General features: G+C 39.1%; 14 protein-coding genes, 3 tRNA genes, 2 rRNA genes and 1 pseudogene (1 of these 20 running past the window's edge). 14 read left to right on the top strand and 6 right to left on the bottom strand.

All coding sequences use genetic code 11. The features are described 5' to 3' along the window. The 4 genes from ABWU87_RS14805 to ABWU87_RS14790 form a co-directional block, all read right to left on the bottom strand. Positions 1 to 643 (bottom strand): 23S ribosomal RNA (locus ABWU87_RS14805); it reaches 2,239 nt to the left of the window's first position. A gap of 143 nt (positions 644 to 786) precedes the next feature. After that, positions 787 to 860, bottom strand: a tRNA-Ala gene (locus tag ABWU87_RS14800). A gap of 45 nt (positions 861 to 905) precedes the next feature. Then, positions 906 to 979 (bottom strand) — tRNA-Ile (locus ABWU87_RS14795). Positions 980 to 1,099: 120 nt separating this feature from the next. Beyond that, positions 1,100 to 2,622 (bottom strand): 16S ribosomal RNA (locus ABWU87_RS14790). The 16S and 23S rRNA genes sit together here with 2 tRNA genes alongside, the layout of an rRNA operon. Positions 2,623 to 3,225: 603 nt before the next feature. On the opposite strand from ABWU87_RS14790, the gene ABWU87_RS14785 reads away from it, so the two are divergent. From ABWU87_RS14785 to ABWU87_RS14725, 13 genes are all read left to right on the top strand, one after another. After that, positions 3,226 to 3,399 (top strand): hypothetical protein, encoded by a 174-nt coding sequence (locus tag ABWU87_RS14785; RefSeq protein ID WP_353332023.1) that lies wholly within the window; start codon positions 3,226 to 3,228, stop codon positions 3,397 to 3,399. 1,664 nt (positions 3,400 to 5,063) lie between these two features. Beyond that, a complete protein-coding gene (gene sppA, locus ABWU87_RS14780) occupies positions 5,064 to 6,818 on the top strand; it encodes a signal peptide peptidase SppA (protein ID WP_353332021.1) in 1,755 nt (584 codons plus the stop codon). 3 nt (positions 6,819 to 6,821) lie between these two features. After that, positions 6,822 to 7,931 (top strand): tetraacyldisaccharide 4'-kinase, encoded by a 1,110-nt coding sequence (gene lpxK, locus ABWU87_RS14775; RefSeq protein WP_353332019.1) that lies wholly within the window; start codon positions 6,822 to 6,824, stop codon positions 7,929 to 7,931. After that, entirely contained in the window at positions 7,894 to 8,700 is an 807-nt protein-coding gene (locus ABWU87_RS14770) for a purine-nucleoside phosphorylase (RefSeq protein WP_353332017.1), read from the top strand. The genes lpxK and ABWU87_RS14770 overlap by 38 nt, the downstream gene beginning before the upstream one ends. A gap of 14 nt (positions 8,701 to 8,714) precedes the next feature. Next, entirely contained in the window at positions 8,715 to 9,749 is a 1,035-nt protein-coding gene (gene thiL, locus ABWU87_RS14765) for a thiamine-phosphate kinase (RefSeq protein WP_353332015.1), read from the top strand. Positions 9,750 to 9,891: 142 nt separating this feature from the next. Then, positions 9,892 to 9,964: transfer RNA gene (locus tag ABWU87_RS14760), tRNA-Phe, on the top strand. A 598-nt stretch (positions 9,965 to 10,562) separates the two neighbouring features. Then, positions 10,563 to 13,946, top strand: a complete 3,384-nt coding sequence (locus tag ABWU87_RS14755; protein WP_353332014.1) for a SusC/RagA family TonB-linked outer membrane protein — start codon at positions 10,563 to 10,565, stop codon at positions 13,944 to 13,946. A gap of 44 nt (positions 13,947 to 13,990) precedes the next feature. After that, entirely contained in the window at positions 13,991 to 15,868 is a 1,878-nt protein-coding gene (locus ABWU87_RS14750; RefSeq protein WP_353332013.1) for a SusD/RagB family nutrient-binding outer membrane lipoprotein, read from the top strand. A gap of 121 nt (positions 15,869 to 15,989) precedes the next feature. Then, positions 15,990 to 16,625, top strand: coding sequence for a hypothetical protein (locus ABWU87_RS14745; protein WP_353332011.1), 636 nt, complete (start codon positions 15,990 to 15,992; stop codon positions 16,623 to 16,625). Position 16,626: 1 nt separating this feature from the next. Then, complete coding sequence (locus ABWU87_RS14740; RefSeq protein ID WP_353332009.1) at positions 16,627 to 18,045, top strand: alpha-L-fucosidase; 1,419 nt, start codon at positions 16,627 to 16,629, stop codon at positions 18,043 to 18,045. 1 nt (position 18,046) lies between these two features. After that, positions 18,047 to 20,383 carry a glycoside hydrolase family 3 N-terminal domain-containing protein gene (locus ABWU87_RS14735; protein WP_353332008.1) on the top strand — a complete coding sequence of 779 codons (2,337 nt, stop codon included), beginning with the start codon at positions 18,047 to 18,049 and terminating at the stop codon, positions 20,381 to 20,383. A gap of 5 nt (positions 20,384 to 20,388) precedes the next feature. After that, positions 20,389 to 21,468: a DUF1848 domain-containing protein gene (locus tag ABWU87_RS14730; RefSeq protein WP_353332007.1), complete on the top strand. Its 1,080-nt coding sequence runs from the start codon at positions 20,389 to 20,391 to the stop codon at positions 21,466 to 21,468. A 226-nt stretch (positions 21,469 to 21,694) separates the two neighbouring features. Then, positions 21,695 to 22,873: a MalY/PatB family protein gene (locus ABWU87_RS14725; protein ID WP_353332006.1), complete on the top strand. Its 1,179-nt coding sequence runs from the start codon at positions 21,695 to 21,697 to the stop codon at positions 22,871 to 22,873. Between the two features lie 330 nt (positions 22,874 to 23,203). Here the strand turns inward: ABWU87_RS14725 and ABWU87_RS14940 are convergent. Next, positions 23,204 to 23,398 (bottom strand): annotated as a pseudogene (locus tag ABWU87_RS14940) (helix-turn-helix transcriptional regulator); the annotation flags it as partial. A gap of 308 nt (positions 23,399 to 23,706) precedes the next feature. Continuing rightward, on the bottom strand, positions 23,707 to 24,147 hold the full coding sequence (locus ABWU87_RS14720) for an acyl-CoA thioesterase (protein ID WP_353332004.1): 441 nt from the start codon (positions 24,145 to 24,147) through the stop codon (positions 23,707 to 23,709). A 139-nt stretch (positions 24,148 to 24,286) separates the two neighbouring features. On the opposite strand from ABWU87_RS14720, the gene ABWU87_RS14715 reads away from it, so the two are divergent. Further along, on the top strand, positions 24,287 to 26,572 hold the full coding sequence (locus tag ABWU87_RS14715; RefSeq protein ID WP_353332002.1) for an NADP-dependent malic enzyme: 2,286 nt from the start codon (positions 24,287 to 24,289) through the stop codon (positions 26,570 to 26,572). The last annotated feature ends 305 nt before the right edge of the window (positions 26,573 to 26,877 follow it).

Below are 26,877 nucleotides of genomic sequence, written 5' to 3'. Positions count from 1 at the left end.
TTTCTTAACCTTGCCAGTGACAGTAACTCGTAGGTTCATTATGCAAAAGGCACGCCGTCACAGCTAAAAGCTGCTCCGACCGCTTGTAGGCGCATGGTTTCAGGGACTATTTCACTCTTCTATTCGAAGTGCTTTTCACCTTTCCTTCACAGTACTGGTTCACTATCGGTCTCTCGGGAGTATTTAGCCTTACCGGATGGTCCCGGCAGATTCACGCAGAATTCCTCGTGCTCCGCGCTACTCAGGATACCACTATGGTATACATTAGATTCATGTACGCAACTATCATGCTCTATGGTGACACTTTCCAGAGTCTTCCATTCTCTAATGTAAGTCCAACAACGTGGTCCTACAACCCCATAAATGCCGTAACATCTATGGTTTGGGCTAATCCGCGTTCGCTCGCCACTACTTACGGAATCATTCATTTATTTTCTTCTCCTACAGGTACTAAGATGTTTCAGTTCCCTGCGTTCGCCTCCATCTATGATGGATAATATCCCTTCAGGATATTGGGTTGTCCCATTCGGAAATCTTCGGATCAATGGTTATTTGCACCTACCCGAAGCTTATCGCAGCTTATCACGTCCTTCATCGCCTCCGAGAGCCAAGGCATCCGCCATGCGCCCTTGCTTACTTTCTTCAAACAAACCGGCATTCACATTGCTGATCATGCCGCGTATGGTTCGATATATACTTTCAGCTCTTTTTTTCTCAAAAAAGTTACTTCTTTATTTGCTTTTGTACATCATGTCAAAGATCTTGTCGAGAAATGAATCTCTTTTGTGGAGAATAACGGATTCGAACCGTTGACCCCCTGCGTGCAAGGCAGGTGCTCTAGCCAGCTGAGCTAATCCCCCGAAATCATTCAGAAGCTTTCCGCTGTGGTGCTTCCTCATTATTCGTAGTCCCAGGCAGAGTTGAACTGCCGACCTCTACATTATCAGTGTAGCGCTCTAACCAACTGAGCTATAGGACTGTCGTTCAAAACCGCCTGCCTTTCGGCCCGGCTTCTTTCTTTATCTCTTAAAATCTATATTTTAAATTAAACAATATACCGTAGTACAAGAAATCCAAACCAAGAACGGAATCGCTCCAGAAAGGAGGTGTTCCAGCCGCACCTTCCGGTACGGCTACCTTGTTACGACTTAGCCCCAGTCACCAGTTTTACCCTAGGACGCTCCTTGCGGTTACGTACTTCAGGTACCCCCGGCTCCCATGGCTTGACGGGCGGTGTGTACAAGGCCCGGGAACGTATTCACCGCGCCGTGGCTGATGCGCGATTACTAGCGAATCCAGCTTCATGGAGTCGGGTTGCAGACTCCAATCCGAACTGAGAAGGGTTTTGGAGATTAGCATCCTGTTGCCAGGTAGCGACCTTCTGTACCCTCCATTGTAACACGTGTGTAGCCCCGGACGTAAGGGCCGTGCTGATTTGACGTCATCCCCACCTTCCTCACATCTTACGACGGCAGTCTCAATAGAGTCCTCAGCATGACCTGTTAGTAACTATCGATAAGGGTTGCGCTCGTTATGGCACTTAAGCCGACACCTCACGGCACGAGCTGACGACAACCATGCAGCACCTTCACAGATGCCATTGCTGGCTATGATGTTTCCACCATATTCATCTGCAATTTAAGCCCGGGTAAGGTTCCTCGCGTATCATCGAATTAAACCACATGTTCCTCCGCTTGTGCGGGCCCCCGTCAATTCCTTTGAGTTTCACCGTTGCCGGCGTACTCCCCAGGTGGAATACTTAATGCTTTCGCTTGGCCGCTTACTGTATATCGCAAACAGCGAGTATTCATCGTTTACTGTGTGGACTACCAGGGTATCTAATCCTGTTTGATACCCACACTTTCGTGCATCAGCGTCAGTTGTACCCCGGTAAGCTGCCTTCGCAATCGGAGTTCTTCGTGATATCTAAGCATTTCACCGCTACACCACGAATTCCGCCTACCTTATGTACACTCAAGAAAAACAGTATCAACTGCAATTTTACGGTTGAGCCGCAAACTTTCACAGGCTGACTTATCTTTCCGCCTACGCACCCTTTAAACCCAATAAATCCGGATAACGCTCGGATCCTCCGTATTACCGCGGCTGCTGGCACGGAGTTAGCCGATCCTTATTCATAGCATACATACAAAAACCCACACGTGGGTCACTTTATTCTGCTATAAAAGAAGTTTACAATCCATAGGACCTTCATCCTTCACGCTACTTGGCTGGTTCAGGCTCGCGCCCATTGACCAATATTCCTCACTGCTGCCTCCCGTAGGAGTTTGGTCCGTGTCTCAGTACCAATGTGGGGGACCTTCCTCTCAGAACCCCTATCCATCGAAGACTTGGTGAGCCGTTACCTCACCAACTATCTAATGGAACGCATCCCCATCCATAACCGATAAATCTTTAACTTAATTAGGATGCCCTAATAAAGTACCATCAGGTATTAATCTTTCTTTCGAAAGGCTATCCCTGAGTTATGGGAAGGTTGGATACGTGTTACTCACCCGTGCGCCGGTCGTCAGCGGTATTGCTACCCTGCTACCCCTCGACTTGCATGTGTTAAGCCTGTAGCTAGCGTTCATCCTGAGCCAGGATCAAACTCTTCATTGTAAAAGTTTCTTTTTAATTCTGTTCAGGATTCCGATTCTTATTTTAATATCTCATCCTATAAGGAAGGATATTGACGGTTTGAATCTTTTTTACCAAAATACCCCGATTAACATCGGAATATAATAGCTCTTGTACTACTTGTATTGTTTATATCTAAATCTTTTCAAAGAACGATCAAAATTGTGCTTGATTGTTAAGCGGATGCAAAGGTAGAGGTTTTATTTCTTACCTCCAAATCTTTTCTGAATTATTTTTTTTAAATCCTTTCAGCCAAGCTTCGGAATAAAGCAACCGTTATCAGCATGTCATTTATCAAGGCTTTGTTTCTCTTGCAAAGCGGGTGCAAAAGTAGACCTTTTCAACTTACCAAACAAATTTAAAACACTCTTTTTCCTCAAAAAGTTTCAGGCAAAATGTTAATCAACTGGTTCTCAATTGTGTTATATAACATAATTTTTTCAGTGTAGGAAAATAGGGAGAACAAGGCATTACCTTATTGTATTACGCGCGCGTGAAGGGATGAGAACCGGGCGATAATATGAGAACAAGAACTAGTTTTTTATTGTGAGCGTGTGTGGGAGTTTTCGCTAAAGAACAATACAAATGGGGTTTATATTATGCGCAAATGTGGAAAGAAAGTTCAAAGTGATAGCAACCTTTACCTACGTCAAGCTTGTTATATTATGCGCACGTGTGGAAAGAAAGTTTGTCGATTATAGGCAGGGGGTAGTAATTATGGCTGTATTCTGTTCTATTCAGGAACTAAGAAAACCTTGAGTTATCCGGTGGCATTAATAGAATAAAAGCAATGGCAAAGGATAGGGGTGGCACAATTGGCAGGGAGCAAAATGCAAAGCGGAGGTGAAATAGATGGGTTTACCAATGGTTGTCGAGGGGCGGTTATGCTTGTGTTATATTATCGGACATTGCGAATGATGGGTATAAGAATTGTATGCGGAGATAGTCACCAGGAATCTCCATAGCGTTGATTTAAAAAAGTAGCACAAGTCGCGCAAGTCACGCACTTTCGATATAAAACACTCATATCATGGCCATTACAGGTGCGTGACTTCTGCGTAAGCAGCGCGTGACTTCCTGGCAAAGGGCAAGGGATTGACATCAGGTTGGAGAGGATTAAGTACTGACTTGCAGCAGATTGTCATGCGGAACGCTGAAGAGAGTTGGATTGTAGCTATCTAGGAGGTTGATAGAAGAAGGATGTACAACCAGGGCAATTGATGGGAGAATAGAAAGGCTTAATCTACGATTAACGGGAGGTGGTGCAGTTAACTGCAGGAAAAAAATAGAAGCTCTAATATAAGGTGGGGGTTAGATTGCTACTGGAGTGAACCGGCAAAGGATTGATATACAATCAGAGAAGAATTATCGCGAGACTAAAGATCCTGGCAAAATGTTTGGAAAAACAAGCCAGGACTGATGAAGGATTGATAAACTACCCGTAAAGAAGTGCAGTTGGAGAAGAATAAATGAATGAGCTACGAGGAGGTGGCAAACATTGATATACATTTATTCAAGAACAGACTAAAATTGGCGCATACTATAAAGGGGTTATGATACTAAAGGAGAAGGTGGTACGTTCTACCTGCTGGTATCCGCATCCTACCGCCAAGGAATTATCAAACAACAGGCGAATATTCTAAAAATTCAAGGTGAATAATTTCTCTGCCCACCCGGGTCTACCCGCTTCTTCCACCCAGGTCTACCAAGCCTCTACATCCGGGTGTACACCGTTGGTAGATCCGGATGGAGCAACAAAGATATAGTATCAACAGATGATCTTTCTTGAATGGGATTACGATTTCCGAGGTTATTACTAGAACTCATTGGCTGTATTTTTATTATTCCTAAGCCGGTTTGGTATTTAATAAAAAACATTAAGGCATGCATATTCATAAGTCTATCTTGATCAGTACCCAGTAAACATCTGCGCGACTTATCAGAAGTCACGCACTAGTCACGCGGAAGTCACGCACCTACAAACACCTAATCAGCAATACATTACGTACGTTCCGCGTGACATGCGTGACTTGCGGGACTTTTTTGAATTCAATTTATGGAGGAAACGTAACGGAGCACAATTATGCAATCTATTCAAAATAGAAAAAGAATCACAGGATAAGAACTTATTTCGGATAGAAGATAATATAAATGCAAGCATTAATACATTTTATATCTCAATGCGATTTGAAAACAAATAAATAATACCAAAAACAGAGAGTAATTTAACAAATCAAGCATCAGGCAAAATCGACTCAGAGAGAAAATTGGTTGTAAATTATTTATACACACAAAAAGATGCATAATAAAATAGCCCTATTAGCTCTGTCGATAAAAAATCAATAAATCTTGGATTTGTCAATTCTATAAATTATCTTTGTTTCTTAAAAAATTAGAAAAAACATAAGTTAACACACACTAAAATGAAAGATTTCCTAAAATTTACGCTTGCCACCGTAGTTGGAATCATACTATCAAGCATTGTGATGTTTTTTATTGGTGCCATTGTATTATTTGGAGTAATTTCCTCATCAGAAAAAGAAGTGGAGGTTAAATCAAATTCAATCATGTTCCTCGACCTTAATGGTGCATTGGAGGAAAGAACTGAAGAGAATCCATTGTTACAACTCATAGGAGAAGAATATTCAACTTATGGTTTGGACGACATCCTCTTATCAATTAAAAAAGCTAAGGAAAATGAAGACATTAAAGGCATTTATATACAAGCAAGAATGCTGAACGCTTCATATGCTTCACTGCAGGAAATCAGAAATGCCCTGGCCGATTTTAAGAAGAGCGGGAAATTCATCGTAGCCTATAGCGATAACTACACTCAGAAACTATATTACTTGTCTAGCGTAGCAGACAAAGTCCTTCTCAATCCTAAAGGAATGATAGAATGGAAAGGTTTAGCCTCACAGCCTATATTCTACAAAGATCTACTCAAGAAGATTGGAGTTGAGATGCAGGTATTCAAAGTAGGTACATACAAATCGGCCGTAGAACCATTTATTGCCACCCAAATGAGTCCGGCAAACCGGGAACAAGTTACAGAGTTTGTAGGTTCTATCTGGAACGAAATCCTGAATGGAGTATCGGCATCCCGCAAAATTTCAAAAGATTCTCTTAACGCTTATGCAGATAGAATGATCATGTTTTATCCCTCAGAACAAGCCGTTAAATGTCATCTGGCAGATACTCTTATTTATAAGAATGACGTAAGGGATTACCTGAAACGAATGACAAAAACCGATAAAAAGGATGATCTGGCGGTAATGAGTCTGAAGGACATGATTAACTTAAAACGAAATGTACCTAAAAACAAAAGTGGAAATGCTATTGCAGTTTATTATGCATTCGGCGAAATAGACACCAATGCTGACGGTGGAATTATTTCGGAAAAAGTTATTAAGGATCTGCGGGAAATAAGAGAAAACAAAGACATCAAAGCTGTGGTATTGCGCGTAAACTCTCCCGGAGGAAGCGCATTTGGTTCAGAACAAATATGGAATGAAATTAAAGCGTTGAAAAAAGAAAAAACAGTGGTTGTCTCTATGGGTGATTATGCTGCATCCGGAGGTTACTATATTTCATGCGCAGCAGATTGCATTGTTGCAGAACCAACCACATTGACTGGTTCGATTGGTATATTTGGTATGTTCCCTAACGTAAAAGGATTGACCGATAAAGTAGGACTTAATTTTGATGTTGTAAAGACTAACAAGTTTTCTGACCTGGGAGCACTTGGCCGCGGACTTAACTCAGACGAGCAAACCCTGATACAGATGAACATCAACCAGGGATACAATACATTCCTTTCAAGATGTGCAGAAGGCAGAAAAATGAGTAAGGAAAAGATGGAAAAAATAGCCGAAGGAAGGGTATGGACCGGCGAAAAAGCTAAAAAAATTGGTTTGGTGGATGAACTGGGAGGTATTGATAAAGCCATTCAGATTGCCGCTCAAAAAGCAAAGGTAAAAGAATACACTCTGCTATCATTCCCAGAAAAAGAAAATTTCCTCTCTTCACTTTTAAAGGAAAAACCGACTCATTACATCGAATCTAAATTAACAAAATCTAAATTCGGAGAGCTCTATCAAGGTTTCAGCATGATAAAAGATGTACAGAGCCTTGATTATATGCAAGCTCGTGTTCCTTTTGACATCAACATCAAATAGTGAATGGAAGATAGTTTCATTAAAATACACAAAAGTTTATACCCCCTCTCCTTTCTATACGGACTGGGGGTAAACTTGCGTAATAAACTCTTTGATTGGGGCATTCTGAAGTCCAAAAGTTACGAAATCCCAATTATTTGCATTGGGAATATCACAGTGGGCGGTACCGGAAAAACCCCTCATACCGAATATCTGATCAGATTACTTAAGAATGAGTTTAAGATTGCGGTATTGAGCAGAGGCTATAAACGTAAATCAAAAGGTTTTGTCCTGGCTACAGAAGACAGCTCGGCAAAAAACATCGGTGATGAGCCTTACCAGATAAAACAAAAATTTCCAGAAGTAATTGTATCTGTCGATAAAGACCGATGCCATGGGATTGAAATGCTGATGGAAGAAAACAGCAACCCCAGATTGGATGCAATTTTACTTGATGATGCTTTTCAGCATCGGTATGTTTCTCCCGGACTAAGCATTCTTCTGGTTGATTTCAACCGGCTGATTTGTGACGACGCACTTCTTCCGGCCGGCAGACTGAGAGAGCCCGAACATGGGAAAATCCGCGCGAATATGGTCATTGTAACCAAATGCCCACAGAGAATGAAACCGATGGATTATCGGATTATTTCCAAAAGGCTGGATCTATACCCATATCAGGAACTATATTTTACAACCTATAAATACGGAGGTTTAACTCCATTGTTCCCGGAATACGGTGCCACACGAAAGACACTGGCACAAATTGAAAAGAACGAGCAGGTACTGTTACTTACCGGTATTGCTTCTCCCAAGCAAATGATGCAAGACCTGGAACGCTATACATCACAAATTACTCCGGTTACATTCTCAGACCATCATGATTTTGGCGAGAATGACTTAAAGACAATAAAGGAGACATTCAACCGATTGTCTGGTAACAAGAAAATCATCGTCACAACCGAGAAAGACGCAGCCCGACTTTCTCAGATATCTCATATAATTGATGAAGAGGTAAAAAAGAGCATTTATATTCTTCCCATTGAAGTAAAATTCCTGTTAAACCAGGATGAAATGTTTAATCAAAACATTATTGAATATGTTAGAAAAAATAAAAGAAACGGCATCATTTCTTAGAGAAAGAATGCATACATCTCCCGAGACAGCAATAATTCTAGGCACTGGCTTAGGAAATCTGGCCGGTGAAATTACTGAAAAATTAGAGATAGAATACAAAGATATTCCCAATTTCCCCATATCTACCATCGAAGGACACAGTGGAAAACTTATCTTCGGGAAACTGGGCAACAAGGACATCATGGCCATGCAGGGACGATTCCATTACTACGAAGGATACTCCATGAAAGAGGTGACGTTTCCGGTAAGAGTTATGAAGGAATTGGGTATAAAAACCCTATTTGTATCAAATGCCAGCGGCGGGACAAATCCAAATTTTGAAATCGGAGACCTGATGATTATCACAGATCATATCAACTATTTCCCCGAACACCCATTAAGAGGTAAGAACCTATACGGAGCTCGCTTCCCGGATATGAGTGAAGCTTACTCCAGAGAGTTAATTGGGAAAGCCTTGGTTATTGCAGAAGAAAAAGGAATCAAAATACAACAGGGAGTCTACCTTGGAACTCAAGGCCCTACCTATGAAACTCCTGCAGAATACAAACTGTTCCATATTATGGGAGCCGATGCGGTGGGTATGTCGACCGTTCCCGAAGTGATTGTAGCAAATCATGCCGGAATCAAGTGTTTCGGAATCTCCATCATCACCGACCTTGGCGTTGAAGGTAAAATTGTTGAAATATCTCATGAAGATGTTCAAAAAGCAGCCGATGCCGCACAACCCAAGATGACATATATCATGCGCGAAATGATCAACAGGGTATAAACTAATATAAATATATGCAAGAAAGAAAAAGAACAGAAATAGCAACTTTAGGAGAATTTGGACTTATCAACCATTTGACCGAGGGGATTGAGATAAAGAACGAATCGACTATATACGGCGTTGGCGACGATGCAGCAGTACTCTCATATCCTGAAAAGCAAGTGTTGGTTACAACCGATCTGCTAATGGAAGGCGTCCATTTCGATTTAACATACGTTCCTTTAAAACATTTGGGATACAAGGCCGCCATCGTGAATATATCTGATATATACGCAATGAACGGAAGTCCCAAACAGATGATTATTTCCATCGCCCTATCCAAAAGATTCTGCATTGAAGATATGGAAGATCTCTATGCCGGACTGAGAATTGCCTGCGAAGAGCATGATGTAGATATAGTTGGCGGTGACACCTCCTCTTCAATGACAGGACTTGCAATAAGCATTACCTGCATTGGTGAAGCTGACAAGGAAAAGGTAGTCTACCGTCACGGGGCAAAAGATACCGATCTGGTTTGTGTAAGCGGTGACTTGGGGGCAGCATATATGGGACTTCAACTTTTGGAAAGAGAAAAAGCGGTATTAAAAGGTGAAAAAGATATGCAACCCGACTTTGCCGGAAAGGAATATTTGCTTGAAAGGCAGTTGAAACCAGCTGCACGCAAAGATATCATCGAAAAACTGGCTAAGTTGAACATCGTTCCCACCTCCATGATGGACATCTCCGATGGGCTATCATCGGAGATGATGCATATCTGCACGCAAAGCAAGGTAGGTTGTCGCATCTATGAAGAACGTATCCCTATTGATTACCAAACAGCGGTTATGGCAGAAGAATTCAATATGAATCTTACAACCTGTGCTCTGAATGGCGGAGAAGATTACGAGCTTCTTTTCACAGTTCCCATTGCCGACCATGATAAAGTTGCGGAAATTGAAGGGGTAAAACTGATAGGACATATCACAAAACAAGAACTTGGATGCGCTTTAATCACAAGAGACGGTCAGGAATTTGAATTAAAAGCGCAAGGATGGAATGCATTAAAATAAGGTGCTAACTAATTCATCCTGTGCAAATAAGGATATCCCTCAAAATGCCGATATACAGAAAATGCACTGTTTATCGGCATTTTTCTTTGTTTTAGTTTGCATATTTAAAAAGAATCACTACCTTTGCATCCGCAATCACAAAGGTGCCATAGCTCAGTTGGTAGAGCAAAGGACTGAAAATCCTTGTGTCCCCGGTTCGATTCCTGGTGGCACCACCTTAAAAGAGCATTAAATCAAATGATTTAATGCTCTTTTTTCGTCATAAAACATCTATTTTCCTTTTCTTTGCCTTTCTATTTTTTAAATTTCTTAAATAACACTGCTTTAATATTTAAATTCTGTAAACGCGCTCCTCTCAAAAACATATTTTAACATTGTTAATTAATTTATGTTATTCCAAGAGGTCATTCAAAAAAAATACCATAAACATTATTGTTACTCTGGACAATTATGACCTTAATATTCCCATCACAAACAATTATAAAGGAGAATATAGACCCTAAAATCATAATCAATTATTGTTTTGAAAACAATATCTCCTTTTTGTTGTTTTATAATATGTAATATTTTATAAAAAATAAATAGCAGTTTATTATAAATAACCCATAAATTAATGATTTTTCCTTTTTGATTCATATTATACAAATATTTATTCTTAAAAACATTAACAAATCAATCAAATTATTTTGTTTATTTTGCAATCCATATTATCTTTGCATTCAAGATACAGGATCCGAAATGGAGTCTGTAGCTAACTAAATCAATAAAAGCATCTTATAAACCAAGTAAGTTTAACTAAAAACACATGCAAGAATGAAAAAAAAAGCAGAATTTAGTTCTTTCTTTTTTAAGAAAGTCTTTGTGCTCATTCTATCGTTAGTTTCTGTCACAGCAATGGCACAAACATTGACTGTAAAAGGAACTGTAAAAGATCCGTCAGGTGAATCGATTATCGGAGCGAACATCTCAGTCCAAGGGACAACAAACGGTACAATTACTGATATGGATGGTAATTATGTACTTTCAAAAGTACCCTCAAAAGGGAAATTAGTTTTCTCTTTCCTTGGCATGGAATCTCAAGTTGTTGAAGTAAATGGACAAACCACAATTAACATTACATTGAAAGAGAGTTCACAAATACTTAAGGAAGTTGTGGTTACAGCTTTAGGTATCAAACGTGAAACAAAAGCACTTGGATATGCAGTTACAGAATTAAACGGCGACCAGTTGAATGCAAATGTTATCAACCCTGTTGCAGCTTTGCAAGGTAAAGTTGCCGGTGTTGAAATTGCACAATCAGACGGTGGTATGTTCGGTTCTACTAAGATTTTGATCCGTGGTGCTTCTACCTTGGGTAAAAATAATCAGCCAATCTATGTTGTTGACGGGATTATTTTAGATAATGCCATTTCAAAATCAGGAGATGCTGACTGGAATCAAGCTGCAAATGACTATGGTAATGAATTAAAGAATCTGAACCCAGACGATTTTGAAACTGTTTCTGTACTGAAAGGTGCAGCTGCAACAGCTCTTTATGGATCACGCGGTCTTAATGGTGCCGTAGTAATCACTACCAAGAGTGGAACAAAGAATAAAGGTATCGGCGTTCATTTATCACAAACTTTTGGTGTAGACTACGTTTTTGCACAACCAGACCTTCAGAATGTTTATGGTGACGGTGCATTTTCTGGTTATGTAGATTATGGAAAAAAAGATTCTAATGGCAACTATTATCGTTTTGATAATAAACATCAGTTTTTCACTAATGCAGATGGTAAAAATACTGTATTAAGTAGCGACTGGCAAGGTGCTGGATTCGGTCCAGCATTCGATGGTTCAAACATTGAATACTACGACCATACATACAGACCGTACAATGCTGTTAAAAACAACTTTAAAGACACTTATGATCTCGGCTTTAACAGCAATACAAACGTAGCAATAAGTGGTGGTAACGATAAAACAACTTTCTACACATCTTTGTCATACAAATATAATGAAGGAACATTGCCAAACAACAGTTTTAATCGTTTATCAGCGATGGCAAAAGCATCTCATGATATTACAAGCAAAGTGAATCTTGAAGCCAGTATCACATTTGCCAATTCAAATCCAAAGAATGCACAACCTAACGTTGGTGAATATTATATCGATGGAACATGGCCACGTGCATATGACCCTAGTTACTTTAAACATAAATATAAAGGTAATCATGGTGGGCTTGCAAGCACCGACTTTGGTGACGAATATGGAACAGTACCAGGACGTAGTTTATGGTGGAATGTTTATGAGAACGAATACACTCAGAAAGAGACATCTGTTCGTCCGGGACTAATCTTAAATGCAAAAATAACAGATTGGGTAAGTTTCAGAGCTGAAGGTACTTATAACTACTACTATCGCAGATCTGAAGAGAAGGATTTAGGGACTGGATATGCAAATACAAATTCTGGTTACTATGGAATGAACATGTACACTAAGGAACAAACCAATTTCAACGCAGCATTCAATTTCAACAAACCATTAGGTGATTGGTACGTTGGTGGTTTTGTTCGTGGTGAATATTACAACAACATTGAACAAGCTACTTCAATGAATACATCTGGAGGATTGATTGTTCCTGGACAATATTTCTTAGGAAATTCTAAAGACGCCGTCAGCTATAATGGAAATATCTCAGGACAAAAGAGAATGTTATCAGTAGCATTCCAGGGAAGTGTTAGTTGGAAAAACCAGGTTTATTTAGATGTAACAGGACGTAATGACTGGTCATCTGCATTGGTTTACTCTGATAAGCATGGAGACTATTCATACTTCTATCCATCAGTTTCCGGATCATGGTTACTACACGAAACCTTTAAGTTACCAAGCGCTATTTCTTTTGCAAAAGTTCGCGCATCATGGGCACAGGTAGGTAATGATACAGATCCTTATATTATTAACACGGCCTATTCTCTTGGTACATCCAATACCTTAAACGGAAATGTTTATTCGTTGTCATTGAATAATACTGTATTTTCGAATAATCTGAAACCTGAACGTAAAAATGCTTGGGAAGTAGGACTTGACTGGCGTTTCTTCAATAACAGAATTGGTCTGGATGCAACATACTATAAGGAAAATACAAAGAATCAGATTATGACGATCTCAGTACCTTATGTATCAGGTATCAGTGCACAGAAAATCAATGCCGGTAATATCCAAAATCAGGGTGTAGAATTGGCACTGAATACAGTTCCTTTCCAAAACAAGGACTGGAAGTGGACATTAGACTTCACATACACCAAGAATCAGAATAAGATTATTTCATTACACAAGAATGTAGCAGACTACATTACACTTGATGGTACTCCAGACTATGGTAACTATCGTATCGGTTCTGTTGCCAAAGTAGGTTATTCTTATGGTATCCTGATGTCAGATTCTAAAAAAGCAATTGATGAAAAGACTGGTTTGCCAATCCTGAAATGGAGCGATTCAAATCGTTATGCATATTATGCAAGAAGTGGAAAAGTGGAAGAGGTAGGTTCAATGATTCCTGATTTCCTTGGATCATTATCAACTAGTCTGAGCTATAAAAACTGGAGCATCAACGCTTCATTTGATATGAGATTCGGAGGCTATGTCGCTTCTTATGGTTCTAGATATGGTACAGCTTACGGCTATACAAAAGCTTCATTAAGATACTCAGCTCCCGAATATGGTGGTACAACCTGGACTTCTAAGTTCGATAATTTAACTTATGACGATGGCGTAATTCCTGAAGGTATTTTCCCAGCAGGAACAAAGATTACTCAGGCCGACGGAAGTTCTTATACAGTTGCTACAGGTGGTGAAACATTCAAAGACTTGTTAGGAAAAGGTAAGATTGAACCAACACATGCATCAATCTGGAACTACCGTGTAAATAGTTGGGGACAAGGTGTTGTTAATGACGACTGGGTTTCAAAATTAAACTATATCGCATTACGTGAAGTATCATTGAACTATCGTGTACCTGATAGCTTCAGCCGAAAGCTGAAAGCCAACAGCATTAACCTGACTCTTACAGGACGTAACCTTGGTTACCTTCTGAATAACATGCCTAACGGTGAAAATCCTGAATCTGTTCGTGGTACATCTGCTACAGAATTCCGCGTACGTACATTCTCTGGATATACAGCGAACTACATGTTCACAATTAATGCTAATTTCTAATTGGATCTATTAAACGAATGTTTAATCATTATAAGAAGAACAAAATGAAAAAATATAAATCATTATTAATGTCTGCCCTTCTTGGCTCTCTTGTAATCTTTTCCGGATGCCGTGAAGAATTTGCAGATTTAAATTCCAACCCCTCTGATGTAGTCAAAGCAGAGCCCTCATATCTATTTGCTCAGGCAGTTATCAATTTTGAACCGTCCGGTTATACCTATTGGTTCTACAACGCAGCTATGACATACAGATGGGGACAAATGGGAGTACCGACTACAGGATTTAACTCTACTTACACTGAAACAACTGCTACAGGCGAGCAAGGAGGACAATATATCAGTGTATTGAATTATGCACGTGATCTGGAACATTTACGTTCAACCATGTCTAAAGAAGAATCGGCCAAATATGCTAATATGGCAGCATGTATAGATGTACTAACAGCATATCTTGGAGTTTTTGATAGTGACATGTATGGTGACAGACCATTTATTGACGCTTGTCGTGCCCGCTATGGAGGTACACTAACTCCGGAATATGATAAAATTGAGACTCTGTATACACTATGGTTAAGCATGTTGGATGATGCTGTAAAAACATTGACCACATCTACCAACCAGACCTTCCCAACAAATCAAGATGTAATCTATAAGGGTGACGCATCAAAATGGGCAAAATTGGCAAACTCTTTGAGATTGAAAATTGCTGTTCGTTTATTAGCTCAGAATAAAGCGAAAGCGTTAGAGATTGCTTCAACAGTAGCAAATGCATCTTGTGGCGTGCTCGATGGAACAAGTGACAACTTTGTTTTCAACAAAGCAAAATCTGTAACTGCTAATGACGGTGACAAAGTATACCATTGGAGCAATGGATTCTTACAGGGCACTGCACCAAGTCAAAGAGTTATCAACTTCATGATTAAGAATAAAGACCCACGTGTAAGATTCTTCTATCAGAAAAATCAATGGAGTTCTAAAGTTGTTCAAGCTTTCTTTGACGCTGGAAAAGATGTTCCAAAATATGTATTAGACAATGTGGTGTATACTGAAAATGGCGGTAAAAAAACATTCGTTCAGTGGAAAGGTATGGGCGAACCTTGGGTACGTTACTATGGACTCCCAGTTGAAATGAATGCTCAATATGATAGCAATAATGCAGACTATTTCGATTCAAATCGTTTTAAACTGACTTCAACTCGTAGCTATCAACCGTTCTCTATGTTCCAGCAGGAAATGATTATCGGTAGAATTGACTTTACCTTGCCAACACTACCTGGCGATCCAGTTATTCAGGATACCAATGATAATCCTTGGTATGGTATGTATATGTCAACAGCTGAAGTGAACTTATACCTTGCAGAATTAAAATTGTTAGGAGCAAACTTACCTCAGAGTGCAAGTACCTATTTCAACAAAGCAATCAGAGCTTCTGTTGAGGAATACGACCGTTTGGCAAGCTTGAATAAGATTCCTTACTACGGAACAACATATGGCTATGATCCAAATGAAGTTGCCATTGACCTTAAGAGTGGCGAAATTGATGCTATGGCGTCTAACCCAGATTATCAACTTACAGGTGACAAAGCAAGCGATTTAGAGAAAGTTTATATTCAGGAACTTCTTCATTTCACTTTGTTCCCATGCGATCAGTTTGTAACTGTTCGTCGTTCAGGTTGCCCTAAAGAAGGTTCAACATTGATTAAATGGGAAAACTTTGGTTCCGTAGTTCCAAATAATGCTATACCTCGTCGCTTCGAGGTTGGTTCACCATCACCGACTGACTTGATGTATGATGTACTGATTAAAGCTTATAAGTCACAAGGTTTCACTCCGGGTTCTAACCAAAGCGGGACATTGCTCAATAGTGAAAGAGTATGGCAAGATAAGGGAGCTCCTCAATTCGGAGCAGGTCCTGCACTATAATGTTGTACTAAGTGTACTGAACTCTTAAAATAAATTAAGAGGCTGAATCAAAATAACTATTTTGATATCAGCCTCTTATGCTTTTTGTATATTTACAGATCAATCTTAATCATTATAAACCATGAAACGAATTATCTTTTTAGTAGCAATTATGGCACTCCCGCTGACTAACTTCGCTCAGAAAAAACGGATTATGCTCTTTGATAAGTATTCTCAAGGCACAGTTAAATTGTTTAATATGACAAGAATTAATGCACCGCTAAATTATGATGCATCCAACAAAGCTATGATGTACATGGATGGCGAGAATGAGATGATTCTCATGAATAAGGAACAAGTAGACAGCATACTTATCGGATCTCATAAGTTTATTTATGCAAACGGAACTTATCTGGAATGCATAGCACTCGAAAACGGAGTTGTATACATCGATTGGTTACTAAAAGATGTGAATAGGGGATTTAAAGGGGTTTATGGACAAGTAACTCAATCTAAAGTTGAAAGTATAAACACGAACTACTGGCAGAGGGGTAAATATCTGAATCAGAGTACAGAAGTCTATTCAAGAATAAATGAAAATCGATACTTGTTTGAGACAAAAGGTAAAATGGTGGTATGCAAAAGCAAAAAAAATTTACTAAACTTATTTAAGGAGAAAAAGGAGCTTATAAATGGCTACATTAATAAAAACAATCTTGATTTTACTAGAGTGCCAGATGCTCTTAATCTCATTGATTATTGTTTAAGCTTGAAATAATATGAAGAAAAAAGATATATTAATTAGAACCGTTTTTTTTACCGCTGGTTTATTGCTGTTATCGCCATCCATCAAGTTGCAAGCTCAGCAAGGATTCGTTCATCAACGTTCAACCGAGTATCAATGGCCTGAAGAGAAGAATGTTCTAAACCAATTAGACAAATGGCAAGACATGAAATTTGGTGTCCTTTTTCATTGGGGGTTGTACTCAATTCCTGGTATTGTAGAGTCATGGTCCATCTGTTCTGAGGATGTAGACTGGATACCAAGAGATAGCACAATAGCTTATGAGGATTACAAAAAAGCATATTACAAACTGATTGATAAGTTTAATCCAACTGATTTCAATCCGGAACAATGGGCAGAGGTGATCAAAGCTGGTGGAATGAAATATATGATTTTCACAACTAAACATCATGACGGATTTAATTTGTTTAATACCAAGCAAACAAATTTTTCAATCATGAATAGTGCATTCAAAGATAACCCTAAAGCTGATGTTGCTAAATATGTATTCGATGCATTCCGAAAAAAAGATTTTATGATCGGAGCCTATTTCTCAAAACCTGATTGGCACTGTGAATATTATTGGTGGCCAAGATATGCTACACCTAACAGAAATGTAAATTATAACATTAACAGACATCCTGAACAATGGAAGGCATTTCAGAAGTTCACTTATAACCAGATTGAAGAATTGATGAGTAATTATGGTAAAATTGATATTCTCTGGTTAGATGGTGGATGGGTAGCTGCTCCCCGACAAGACATAAAAATGGAATCTATCGCAAAAATGGCACGTTCTCATCAAACTGACCTACTGATCGTAGATAGAACCATTCATGGAAAATATGAAAATTATCAAACTCCGGAACGTTCAATTCCGGATCAGCAACTACCCTACCCCTGGGAAAGTTGCATGCCTCTAAGTCCTGACTGGGGATGGACGCCAAATGCTAAATTCAAAACAGCCAATGCAGTCATTACCGATCTGATTGAGGTGGTTGCAAAAGGAGGGAATCTCTTATTAGGAGTAGGACCGACTCCGAAAGGACTCATTCAGCCAGAGGTAGAGGTTATTCTCAAAGAGATTGGGCAATGGTTAAAAATAAATGGTGAAGGTATCTATAACACACGCATCACACCTGTTTACAAGAATAAAAACAATGATATCTGGTTCACAGCTAGTAAAGATGGAAAGACACTTTATGCACTTTATATTCAGGGACAAAATAACCCACTTCCTGAAAGCATCGAGTGGGAAAAAAATATTCCTGTGAAAGGAACTGCTATTACATTGCTACATACTGGAAAGAAGGTGAAATGGACTCAAGAAGGAGATAAGGTTAAAGTGCAATTACCACGCCTTTCTAAATATGACAAAAAGCCATTAGTGTTTTCATTTAAAATAAAGAAATAAGATGACCAAGTATCTCATTATAATTTGTTCTGTACTGTTGATATCTTTTCGGCTTCAAGGACAACCTGTATATAAAAATGCGAAAGCGCCTGTTGAAGAGAGAATAAGCAACCTACTTTCATTAATGACGCTGAACGAAAAAATTGGTCAGCTATGTTGTCCTCTTGGTTGGGAAATGTATTTAAAAACGGATAAAGGTGTTGTTCCAGCAGAAAAATTTAAAAATCTGATGAACAACCGTCCTATTGGTTCTTTCTGGGCAACATTAAGAGCCGATCCATGGACTCAAAAAACGTTGATAACAGGCCTTTCTCCAAAACAATCAGCAGAAGCCATTAATTCACTTCAAAAATACGCAATGGAAAAGACCCGACTGGGTATCCCGATTCTATTTGCTGAAGAATGCGCTCACGGACATATGGCCATCGGCACAACCGTTTTCCCCACTTCCATAGGACAAGCCAGCACCTGGAATGTAGATTTGATAGAAGAGATGGGAAGGGTTATTGCGCAGGAATGTTGGTCGATGGGAGGAAATATCGGCTATGGGCCAATACTTGATGTAGCTCGTGAACCTCGATGGTCAAGGATGGAAGAGACTTTCGGAGAAGATCCTGTCTTGACCGGAATACTTGGAAGTGCATTTGTACAGGGATTGCAAGTGAAGGACAATGCAGGAAAATATAAATTCTATTCTACATTAAAGCATTTTGCCGGATATGGCATCCCGTTAGGTGGACATAATGGTAACCCTGCTCAGATTGGAATGCATCAGCTATTTTCTGAAATGCTGCCTCCTTTCAAGATGGCAGTAAAGGCTGGTGCAAAAACCGTGATGACATCTTATAATTCTATTGACGGAGTTCCTAGCACCTCGAACCGTTATCTATTGAAAGATATTCTCAGAAAACAGTGGGGATTCAATGGATTTGTATTTTCTGACCTCGGTAGTATTGAAGGAGTGCGGGGACACCGAATAGTTGCCAATGTAAAAGAAGCGGCAGCAGCCTCTCTTAAAGCTGGCACCGATGTCGATTTAGGGGGCAATGCTTATGGTAAAAACCTTGAAAATGCACTACAGGAGAAGTTAATTTCTCTTGCTGATATTGACAGTGCTGTTAGTCATGTATTGAGATTAAAGTATGAAGCAGGCCTTTTTGAAAACCCATATGTCAAGCCAACTGATGCAGCAAAGCTGGTTCGGTGTGAAAATAACAAGACTGTTGCATTAAAAGTAGCCAGAGAAAGCATTGTTCTTCTAAAGAACGATAATATTCTTCCATTAGAGAAGTCCATCAAAAGTATAGCGGTAATTGGTCCGAATGCTGATAATATCTATAATCAGCTTGGCGATTATACAGCACCTCAAGAAAGAGATAATATCAAAACAGTACTAGATGGAATTAAGGAATCTGTATCAGCCAAAACGAAGATAAATTATGCCAAAGGCTGCGCTATACGGGATACCACTCAAAGTGATATACCAGCAGCTGTAAAGGCGGCAAATCAGTCCGACGCAATTGTGTTAGTACTCGGAGGATCTAGTGCTCGCGATTTTTCTACAGAATTCAAAGAGACTGGAGCTGCAACCGTTTCCGCTCAGAAAGAGAAACTCCTTTCAGATATGGAATCAGGCGAAGGATACGACCGTTCATCGCTTGATTTACTAGGCGATCAGGAAAAACTTCTTCAGGCTATGCTGAAAACAGGGAAACAATTGGTTGTTATTTATATACAGGGCAGACCGCTCAATATGAATACTGCTGCAGAGAAAGCAAATGCTCTGCTTACAGCATGGTATCCTGGACAAGAAGGAGGAAAAGCCATCGCAGAAGTTCTGTTCGGAGATTATAACCCGGCAGGCCGACTACCGGTTTCTATCCCAAGATCAGTGGGACAACTGCCTGTATACTATTCACTTGGGAAACAGAATGAATATGTTGAAGGAACAAGCTCACCACTTTACAGTTTCGGATATGGACTTAGCTATACTACATTTGAGTATTCGGGCATGAAGTGCAAAAAAACAGGAAAGGATAGCTTTATAATCTCCTGTGAGATTAAAAACAAAGGGAATCGTGAAGGAGATGAGGTGGTACAGCTTTACCTCAAAGACGACGTTAGTTCAATAATCACTCCGGAAATTATGCTGAAAAAATTCAAACGGATTCATCTGGATAAAGGAGAAACCCGGAAAATTGAATTTGAGCTGACCAAGGAAGATCTTTCTCTGTATAACCAGCAAATGGAGTTTGTTGCAGAACCAGGAACCTTCACTGTAATGCTTGGAGCAGCCAGCAACGACATCAGGCTAAAGGATAAGATTGAACTGAAATAGAATGAATGAGAGTTTGGCATGATAAAATAAAGATTACAACTGATAACGGTGAACAGGTGGAAGCACTTGCTCCCGTTATCATCTCAGCCAGCAGATCGACTGATATCCCTGCCTGGTATGCCGATTGGTTCTTTAACCGTCTGAAAAAAGGTTATCTTAAATGGCACAACCCTTTTAACCAGAAACCTGTATATGTCTCATTCAAAAAATGCAAAGTTATAGTCTTCTGGACAAAAAATCCGAAACCCATTCTCCCCTATCTACATGAGCTGGATAAGCAAAACATTCATTATTATTTCCAATTCACCTTAAACGACTACCAACAAGACAGATTCGAGCCCAATTTACCCTCATTGCAGGAACGTATTTATACATTCAAAGAATTATCATTATTGATAGGCAAAGAGAGAGTAATCTGGCGGTTCGACCCAATAATTATCACTTCACAAATTACTCCGGAAGTACTCTTGAAGAGAATCCGTAATATTGGGGTTCAGCTGAAAGGTTATACCGAAAAATTGGTAATCAGTTTTGTGGATATAAATACTTACCGCACCGTTCAGACAAAGTTGATTCAAGAAACAACAGACTTCACTAAAGAAAGTATTGGTAATGCTGAACCAGCAGAAAAACAAATGAATATTATTGGTGAAGGATTAGCCAAACTTCGTCGAATCTGGAAAGAAGGTGGCTGGGAACTTTCAATAGCGACATGTGCAGAAGCCATCGACCTTAGTAAATATGGAATAGAGCATAACAGTTGCATTGATAAAAAGCTAATAGCACGAATATTTCAATCTGACCTTGAGTTAATGTATTTTCTGGCAACAGGTAAACTTCCCGATACCAAAGAGATGTTTCCTCCTGAATTGCCACAAAGTCCAATCAATCTGAAAGACAAAGGACAGCGTAAAGCTTGCGGATGCATCTTAAGCAAAGATATCGGGATGTACAATACCTGCCCGCATCATTGTGTTTATTGCTATGCGAACAAATCCAGAGATTTGGTTGAACGGAACTTTCATGCCCACCAGTCAGGAAGTGAATGCACTATTTGTATGAGCAATTCTATCAAAATTAAATAAGCAAGCAATAATATAAAATTACTCCGACAACTAATTCGATAAAATATAGATTCACTCTTGATTCTATGTTTGATTTGATTAAAGAATCTTATCTTTATCGGTTCACAGTGAAAGATATTATTTATCCTTTTAGGGTGCAGAGATTGTGCCTGTTTTATTTCATTCAACGAAGAATGAATTGTATTTTTGCATTTTTGAAAGATGAACAACAAATTAGAAACAAATTATGAAATATAACTTTGATGAGGTAATAGATCGTGCAGGAACCGATGCTCTGAAAGTAGATGCAGTAAAGCCAAGATGGGGAAGGGACGACTTACTGCCACTTTGGGTCGCAGATATGGATTTCCGAACTGCGCCATTTATCCTGGATGCTATCAGACAAAGATGTGAAAACGGAATTTTGGGATATACATGTAAGCCGGTATCATATTACCACGCTATTGAAAAATGGCTTTTAAACAGATTCGACTGGAGCGTCTCAAAAGAGCAAATAAGTTTTACCCCTGGAATTGTGCCGGGCATTGCATTTGTGCTGAATTGCTTTACCAAACCCGGAGATAAAGTCCTGGTACAGACACCGGTTTATCATCCTTTCTTCCTGGTGACAGAACATAATAACCGAGAGGTGGTTTACAATCCATTGGTACTGGAAAATGGGCAATATCGCATGAATCTGGAACACTTCAAAGAGGTAATCAAAGGTTGTAAGTTATTTATTCTTTGCAATCCTCATAATCCGGGAGGAAGAGTATGGAGTAAAGAGGAGCTGTCTGCAATAGCCGAAATTTGTTACGATAACGGGACTTTGGTTCTCTCTGATGAGATTCACGCCGACCTCACTTTACCAGGTTTTAAACATACTCCTTTTGCCAAAGTTTCGGAAAAAGCTCGTTTGAACTCCATTGTCTTCATGTCACCCAGCAAAGCATTCAACATGCCGGGACTATCGAGCTCATATTGCATCATTGAAAATAACGAGATAAGAAAAAAGTTTCATAATTATCTAAGTGCCAGCGAACTTTCGGAAGGACATGTATTTGCCTTTATCTCTGTGGCCGCCGCCTACGAACAGGGAACAGATTGGCTGAATCAGCTCCTTGATTACATACAGAAAAACATTGATTATGTAGATAACTATTTACAGAAAAATATGCCGCGTATAAAAATAATACGCCCTCAAGCTTCATATCTCATTTTCCTGGATTGCCAGGAATTAGGATTAAGTCAGCCTGAATTAGTAGATTTCTTTGTAGACAAGGCTCATCTGGCTTTAAACGACGGAGCAATGTTTGGTAAAGAGGGAACTGGATTTATGCGTTTGAATGCAGGCTGCCCACGTTCGATTCTCCAGAAAGCACTCGGCCAGTTGGAAACAGCCTACAAAGAACAATTTGGGAAATAATAGAAAGTGTAGATCCTTTGATGGTAAGTTCATCTTTTTCTGCTGTAAATCATCAGCTTTACTAGTTGATAAAAAAAGAGAATGAGATGTAAAACCCTGGATACGAATGATAAAGTTTTATATTATCATTCATAATCTTCTTATAAAGATATAATATAAAAGAGTCATTTTTAATCCACGATATTGGTTGAAAATGACTCTTTTGCATTAGAAATAATAAGTAACACCTATCAGACTGGAGAGTAGCCTTCAAATTTATATCAAAAAGCAGATCTTTTTTTCAAATAAAACAAATAATCAACCCACGAAAATAATACATCTAACTGATTTCTATATATTTAAACATTTAATATCTATATTATAATATTCAGTTGGATCAATAAGTCCTGTTTTTATAGCATAAACCGTGAGTTCGTGAATACTGCACACGCCAGTCTTTCGAAAAATATTCTTTCTGTGAGTAATCACATTGTGATAACATAGATTTTTGATTCTTGCTATTTACTTGGTGGTTTTTCCATTAGCTTTTCAAATGGGATTTAATTACCACATTTATGGTAATATAAGTATAAAACAGCTGTATTAATTTAAAGAGAAAAAATAGTCTTTACAGGAAAGTGCTGAATATTGCGAGTTGCATTCTGTTGAATAAAGAACGAAATAGAAATCACTAGGTTTGAAAAAATGCTTATAGAAACAATTATATCAACACTTATCTGACAAGAACTAAAGAAGTAAGGACAGATCCTAAAGTGGTTAAAAGTAGTCTGCTGTGTTGTGATACTATCCTTATTTATTAATCAACTAAGATCGTGCCAGAAAGTGCCAATTAGTTAAACCGCTTTGCTCAGATCTCCCCTATCCTCAAATTCTGTTATGGCTTTTCTCCATTCTTCAGAAATCGGTCGGGTCGTTTTTGTTTTAGCATCAAAACCAACCATTACCGTCTGGCAAATTGATTTAACTTCGTTCGTATCAACGTCAATCAGTTGCTGAAGCAATTTAAAGCTTTTATTTCCTATTTCGGTAACTGCAGTCTGCACAGCAACGTTCTCATTCGGATAAACCGATAACAAGAAACTTACCTGAATGTTTGCAATAACCACTCCTACTTCATTGCTTGAAATAATGCCAGGAACTACTTCTTTAAAATAAAATGTTTTTCCCAGATCGTAGAAGGAGAAATATACCGAGTTATTAACATGCCCCAACGCATCAAAATCATTAAATCGAAGTTGAATAGGAACCGTATGTTTAAATATCAATCTTTCCATTTTCTATTTTTTTAGGCTACAAAATTAGTTATTTTACAATCTATTTGCAACAATCTGTATTATTTGACATTTAAAAAACTACAATTTACAACTTTATTTTGTAGCTTTGTGGTGAATATATGATTAATCACACAACAAAATGGCTAAAATAACAAAAGAAGCGGCTCTACTCTATCACTCACAGGGTAAGCCCGGAAAAATCGAGGTAATTCCTACCAAACCCTACAGTACACAAACTGACTTATCTTTAGCTTACTCTCCCGGAGTGGCAGAACCTTGTCTAGAAATTGAAAGAGAACCACAGACAGCTTACGATTATACTGCAAAAGGAAATCTGGTTGCAGTAATCTCTAATGGTACAGCTGTACTAGGTCTTGGAGATATCGGTGCTATGGCTGGAAAGCCCGTAATGGAAGGTAAAGGATTACTTTTCAAAATTTATGCAGGAATTGATGTTTTTGATATTGAAGTAAACGAGAAAGATCCCGAAAAGTTTATCGAAGCAGTGAAAGCTATTGCTCCGACTTTCGGAGGTATCAACCTTGAAGATATCAAAGCTCCTGAGTGCTTCGAAATTGAAACTCGTTTAAAAGCAGAACTAGACATTCCAGTAATGCATGATGACCAACACGGAACTGCAATCATTTCGAGTGCAGGTTTGGTAAATGCACTCGAAGTGGCTGGAAAGAAGATTGAAGAGGTAAAAATCGTTGTGAACGGAGCCGGTGCTTCTGCCAACTCCTGCACCAAATTATACATTGCACTTGGAGCACGCAAAGAAAACATTGTGATGCTTGATAGTAAAGGTGTAATATCAACTTCGCGTACTGACCTGAACGAATCTAAAAAGTTCTTTGCAACTTCTCGTACAGACATTCACACTTTGGCCGAAGCAGTTAAAGATGCTGATGTATTCCTTGGTTTATCAAAAGGTAATGTGCTTTCACAGGATATGGTCCGTTCAATGGCAAAAGACCCAATTGTATTTGCTCTTGCAAATCCAGTTCCTGAAATATCATACGAAGATGCAATGTCATCACGCCCTGATGTATTAATGGCAACCGGACGTTCAGATTATCCTAACCAGATTAACAACGTTATCGGTTTCCCATATATTTTCCGCGGTGCTCTTGACACACGTGCATGCGCCATCAACGAAGAGATGAAGCTTGCTGCAGTAAAAGCAATTGCCGGATTAGCCAAACAACCAGTTCCGGATGTTGTAAACAAAGCTTATAATGTAAGTAGCCTTACATTCGGACCAGAATACTTTATTCCGAAACCAGTTGACCCACGTTTGATCACTGAAGTATCAATGGCAGTGGCAAAAGCTGCTATGGAATCAGGAGTTGCCCGCAAACCAATTGAAGACTGGGATGCATACAAGAAACGTCTCCGCGAACTGATGGGATACGAATCTCAGCTAACTAGTCAGTTGTATGACATGGCACGCAGCAATCCTAAAAAGGTAGTGTTTGCAGAAGGCGGACATCCTAATATGTTGAGAGCAGCTGTAGAAGCAAAGAATGAAGGTATCTGTCATCCTATATTATTAGGTAACGAAGAACGTATCGAAAAGACAGCAAAAGAGCTTGATCTGAATCTGGACGGTATTGAAATCGTAAACCTTCGTCATGACCGTGAAACAGAACGTCGCGATCGTTATGCACAAATCCTGACTGAAAAACGTGCTCGTGAAGGTGCCAACTACGATGAAGCAACCGATAAGATGTTCGAACGTAACTACTTTGGTATGATGATGGTAGAAACAGGCGAAGCTGATGCTTTCATCACCGGTCTCTACACAAAATACACCAACACCATTAAGGTTGCTAAAGAAGTTATCGGAATAAAAGAAGGATATAACCATTTCGGTACAATGCACATCCTGAATTCAAAGAAAGGAACATATTTCCTTGCAGATACATTGATCAACCGTCACCCGGACACAGAAACATTGACTGATATTGCCAAACTGGCTGCTGAAACCGTTCGTTTCTTCAATCAGACACCGGTAATGGCAATGCTTTCTTATTCAAACTTCGGTTCTGACCCTGCAGGAAGTCCGGCCAAAGTACATGAAGCTGTAAGAAAGATGCAGGATGCCTATCCAGATCTGGCTATTGACGGTGAAATGCAGGTAAACTTTGCATTGAACAAAGCACTTCGTGATGCTAAATATCCATTCACCAAGCTGTTTGGAAAGGATGTAAATACATTGATATTCCCTAATCTTAGCTCTGCCAACTCTGGTTATAAGCTAATTCAGTCTATGTGCGATACAGAACTGATTGGCCCTATCCAAATGGGTCTAAATAAACCTATTCACTTTACAGATAGCGAAAGCTCTGTTCGCGACATTGTAAACATTACAGCTGTTGCTGTGATTGATGCTATTGTTGCTGCGAACGGAAAAGAACGTTAATAGGTAACACTCTTCGGGGCGGTAAATATTAAACACAAGCTGTTTATATTTGCTGCCCCATTATATTTTGAAAAATTAAAATCAAACGTCCAAGCATTGCACCATGCCCGTTCGCAATCTGTTTGAATTCGCATTCTTTAAATAACACTTTGCTATCCGGATAAAGATCCGACAATCGAATTGATGATCTGAATATCCTCTCACCGGAAATTAATGGCATACCATTTCTCAGTATTGTATTTAAGTCTAAAAAACAAAGAAAATAATATCTTTTAGTTACTAAAAATACAAAATATAACCATTAT

Source organism: Bacteroides sedimenti, assembly GCF_040365225.1.
In the GTDB taxonomy this organism is placed as follows: Bacteria; Bacteroidota; Bacteroidia; order Bacteroidales; family Bacteroidaceae; genus Bacteroides; species Bacteroides sedimenti.
This window is presented reverse-complemented; position numbering and strand designations above follow the sequence as displayed.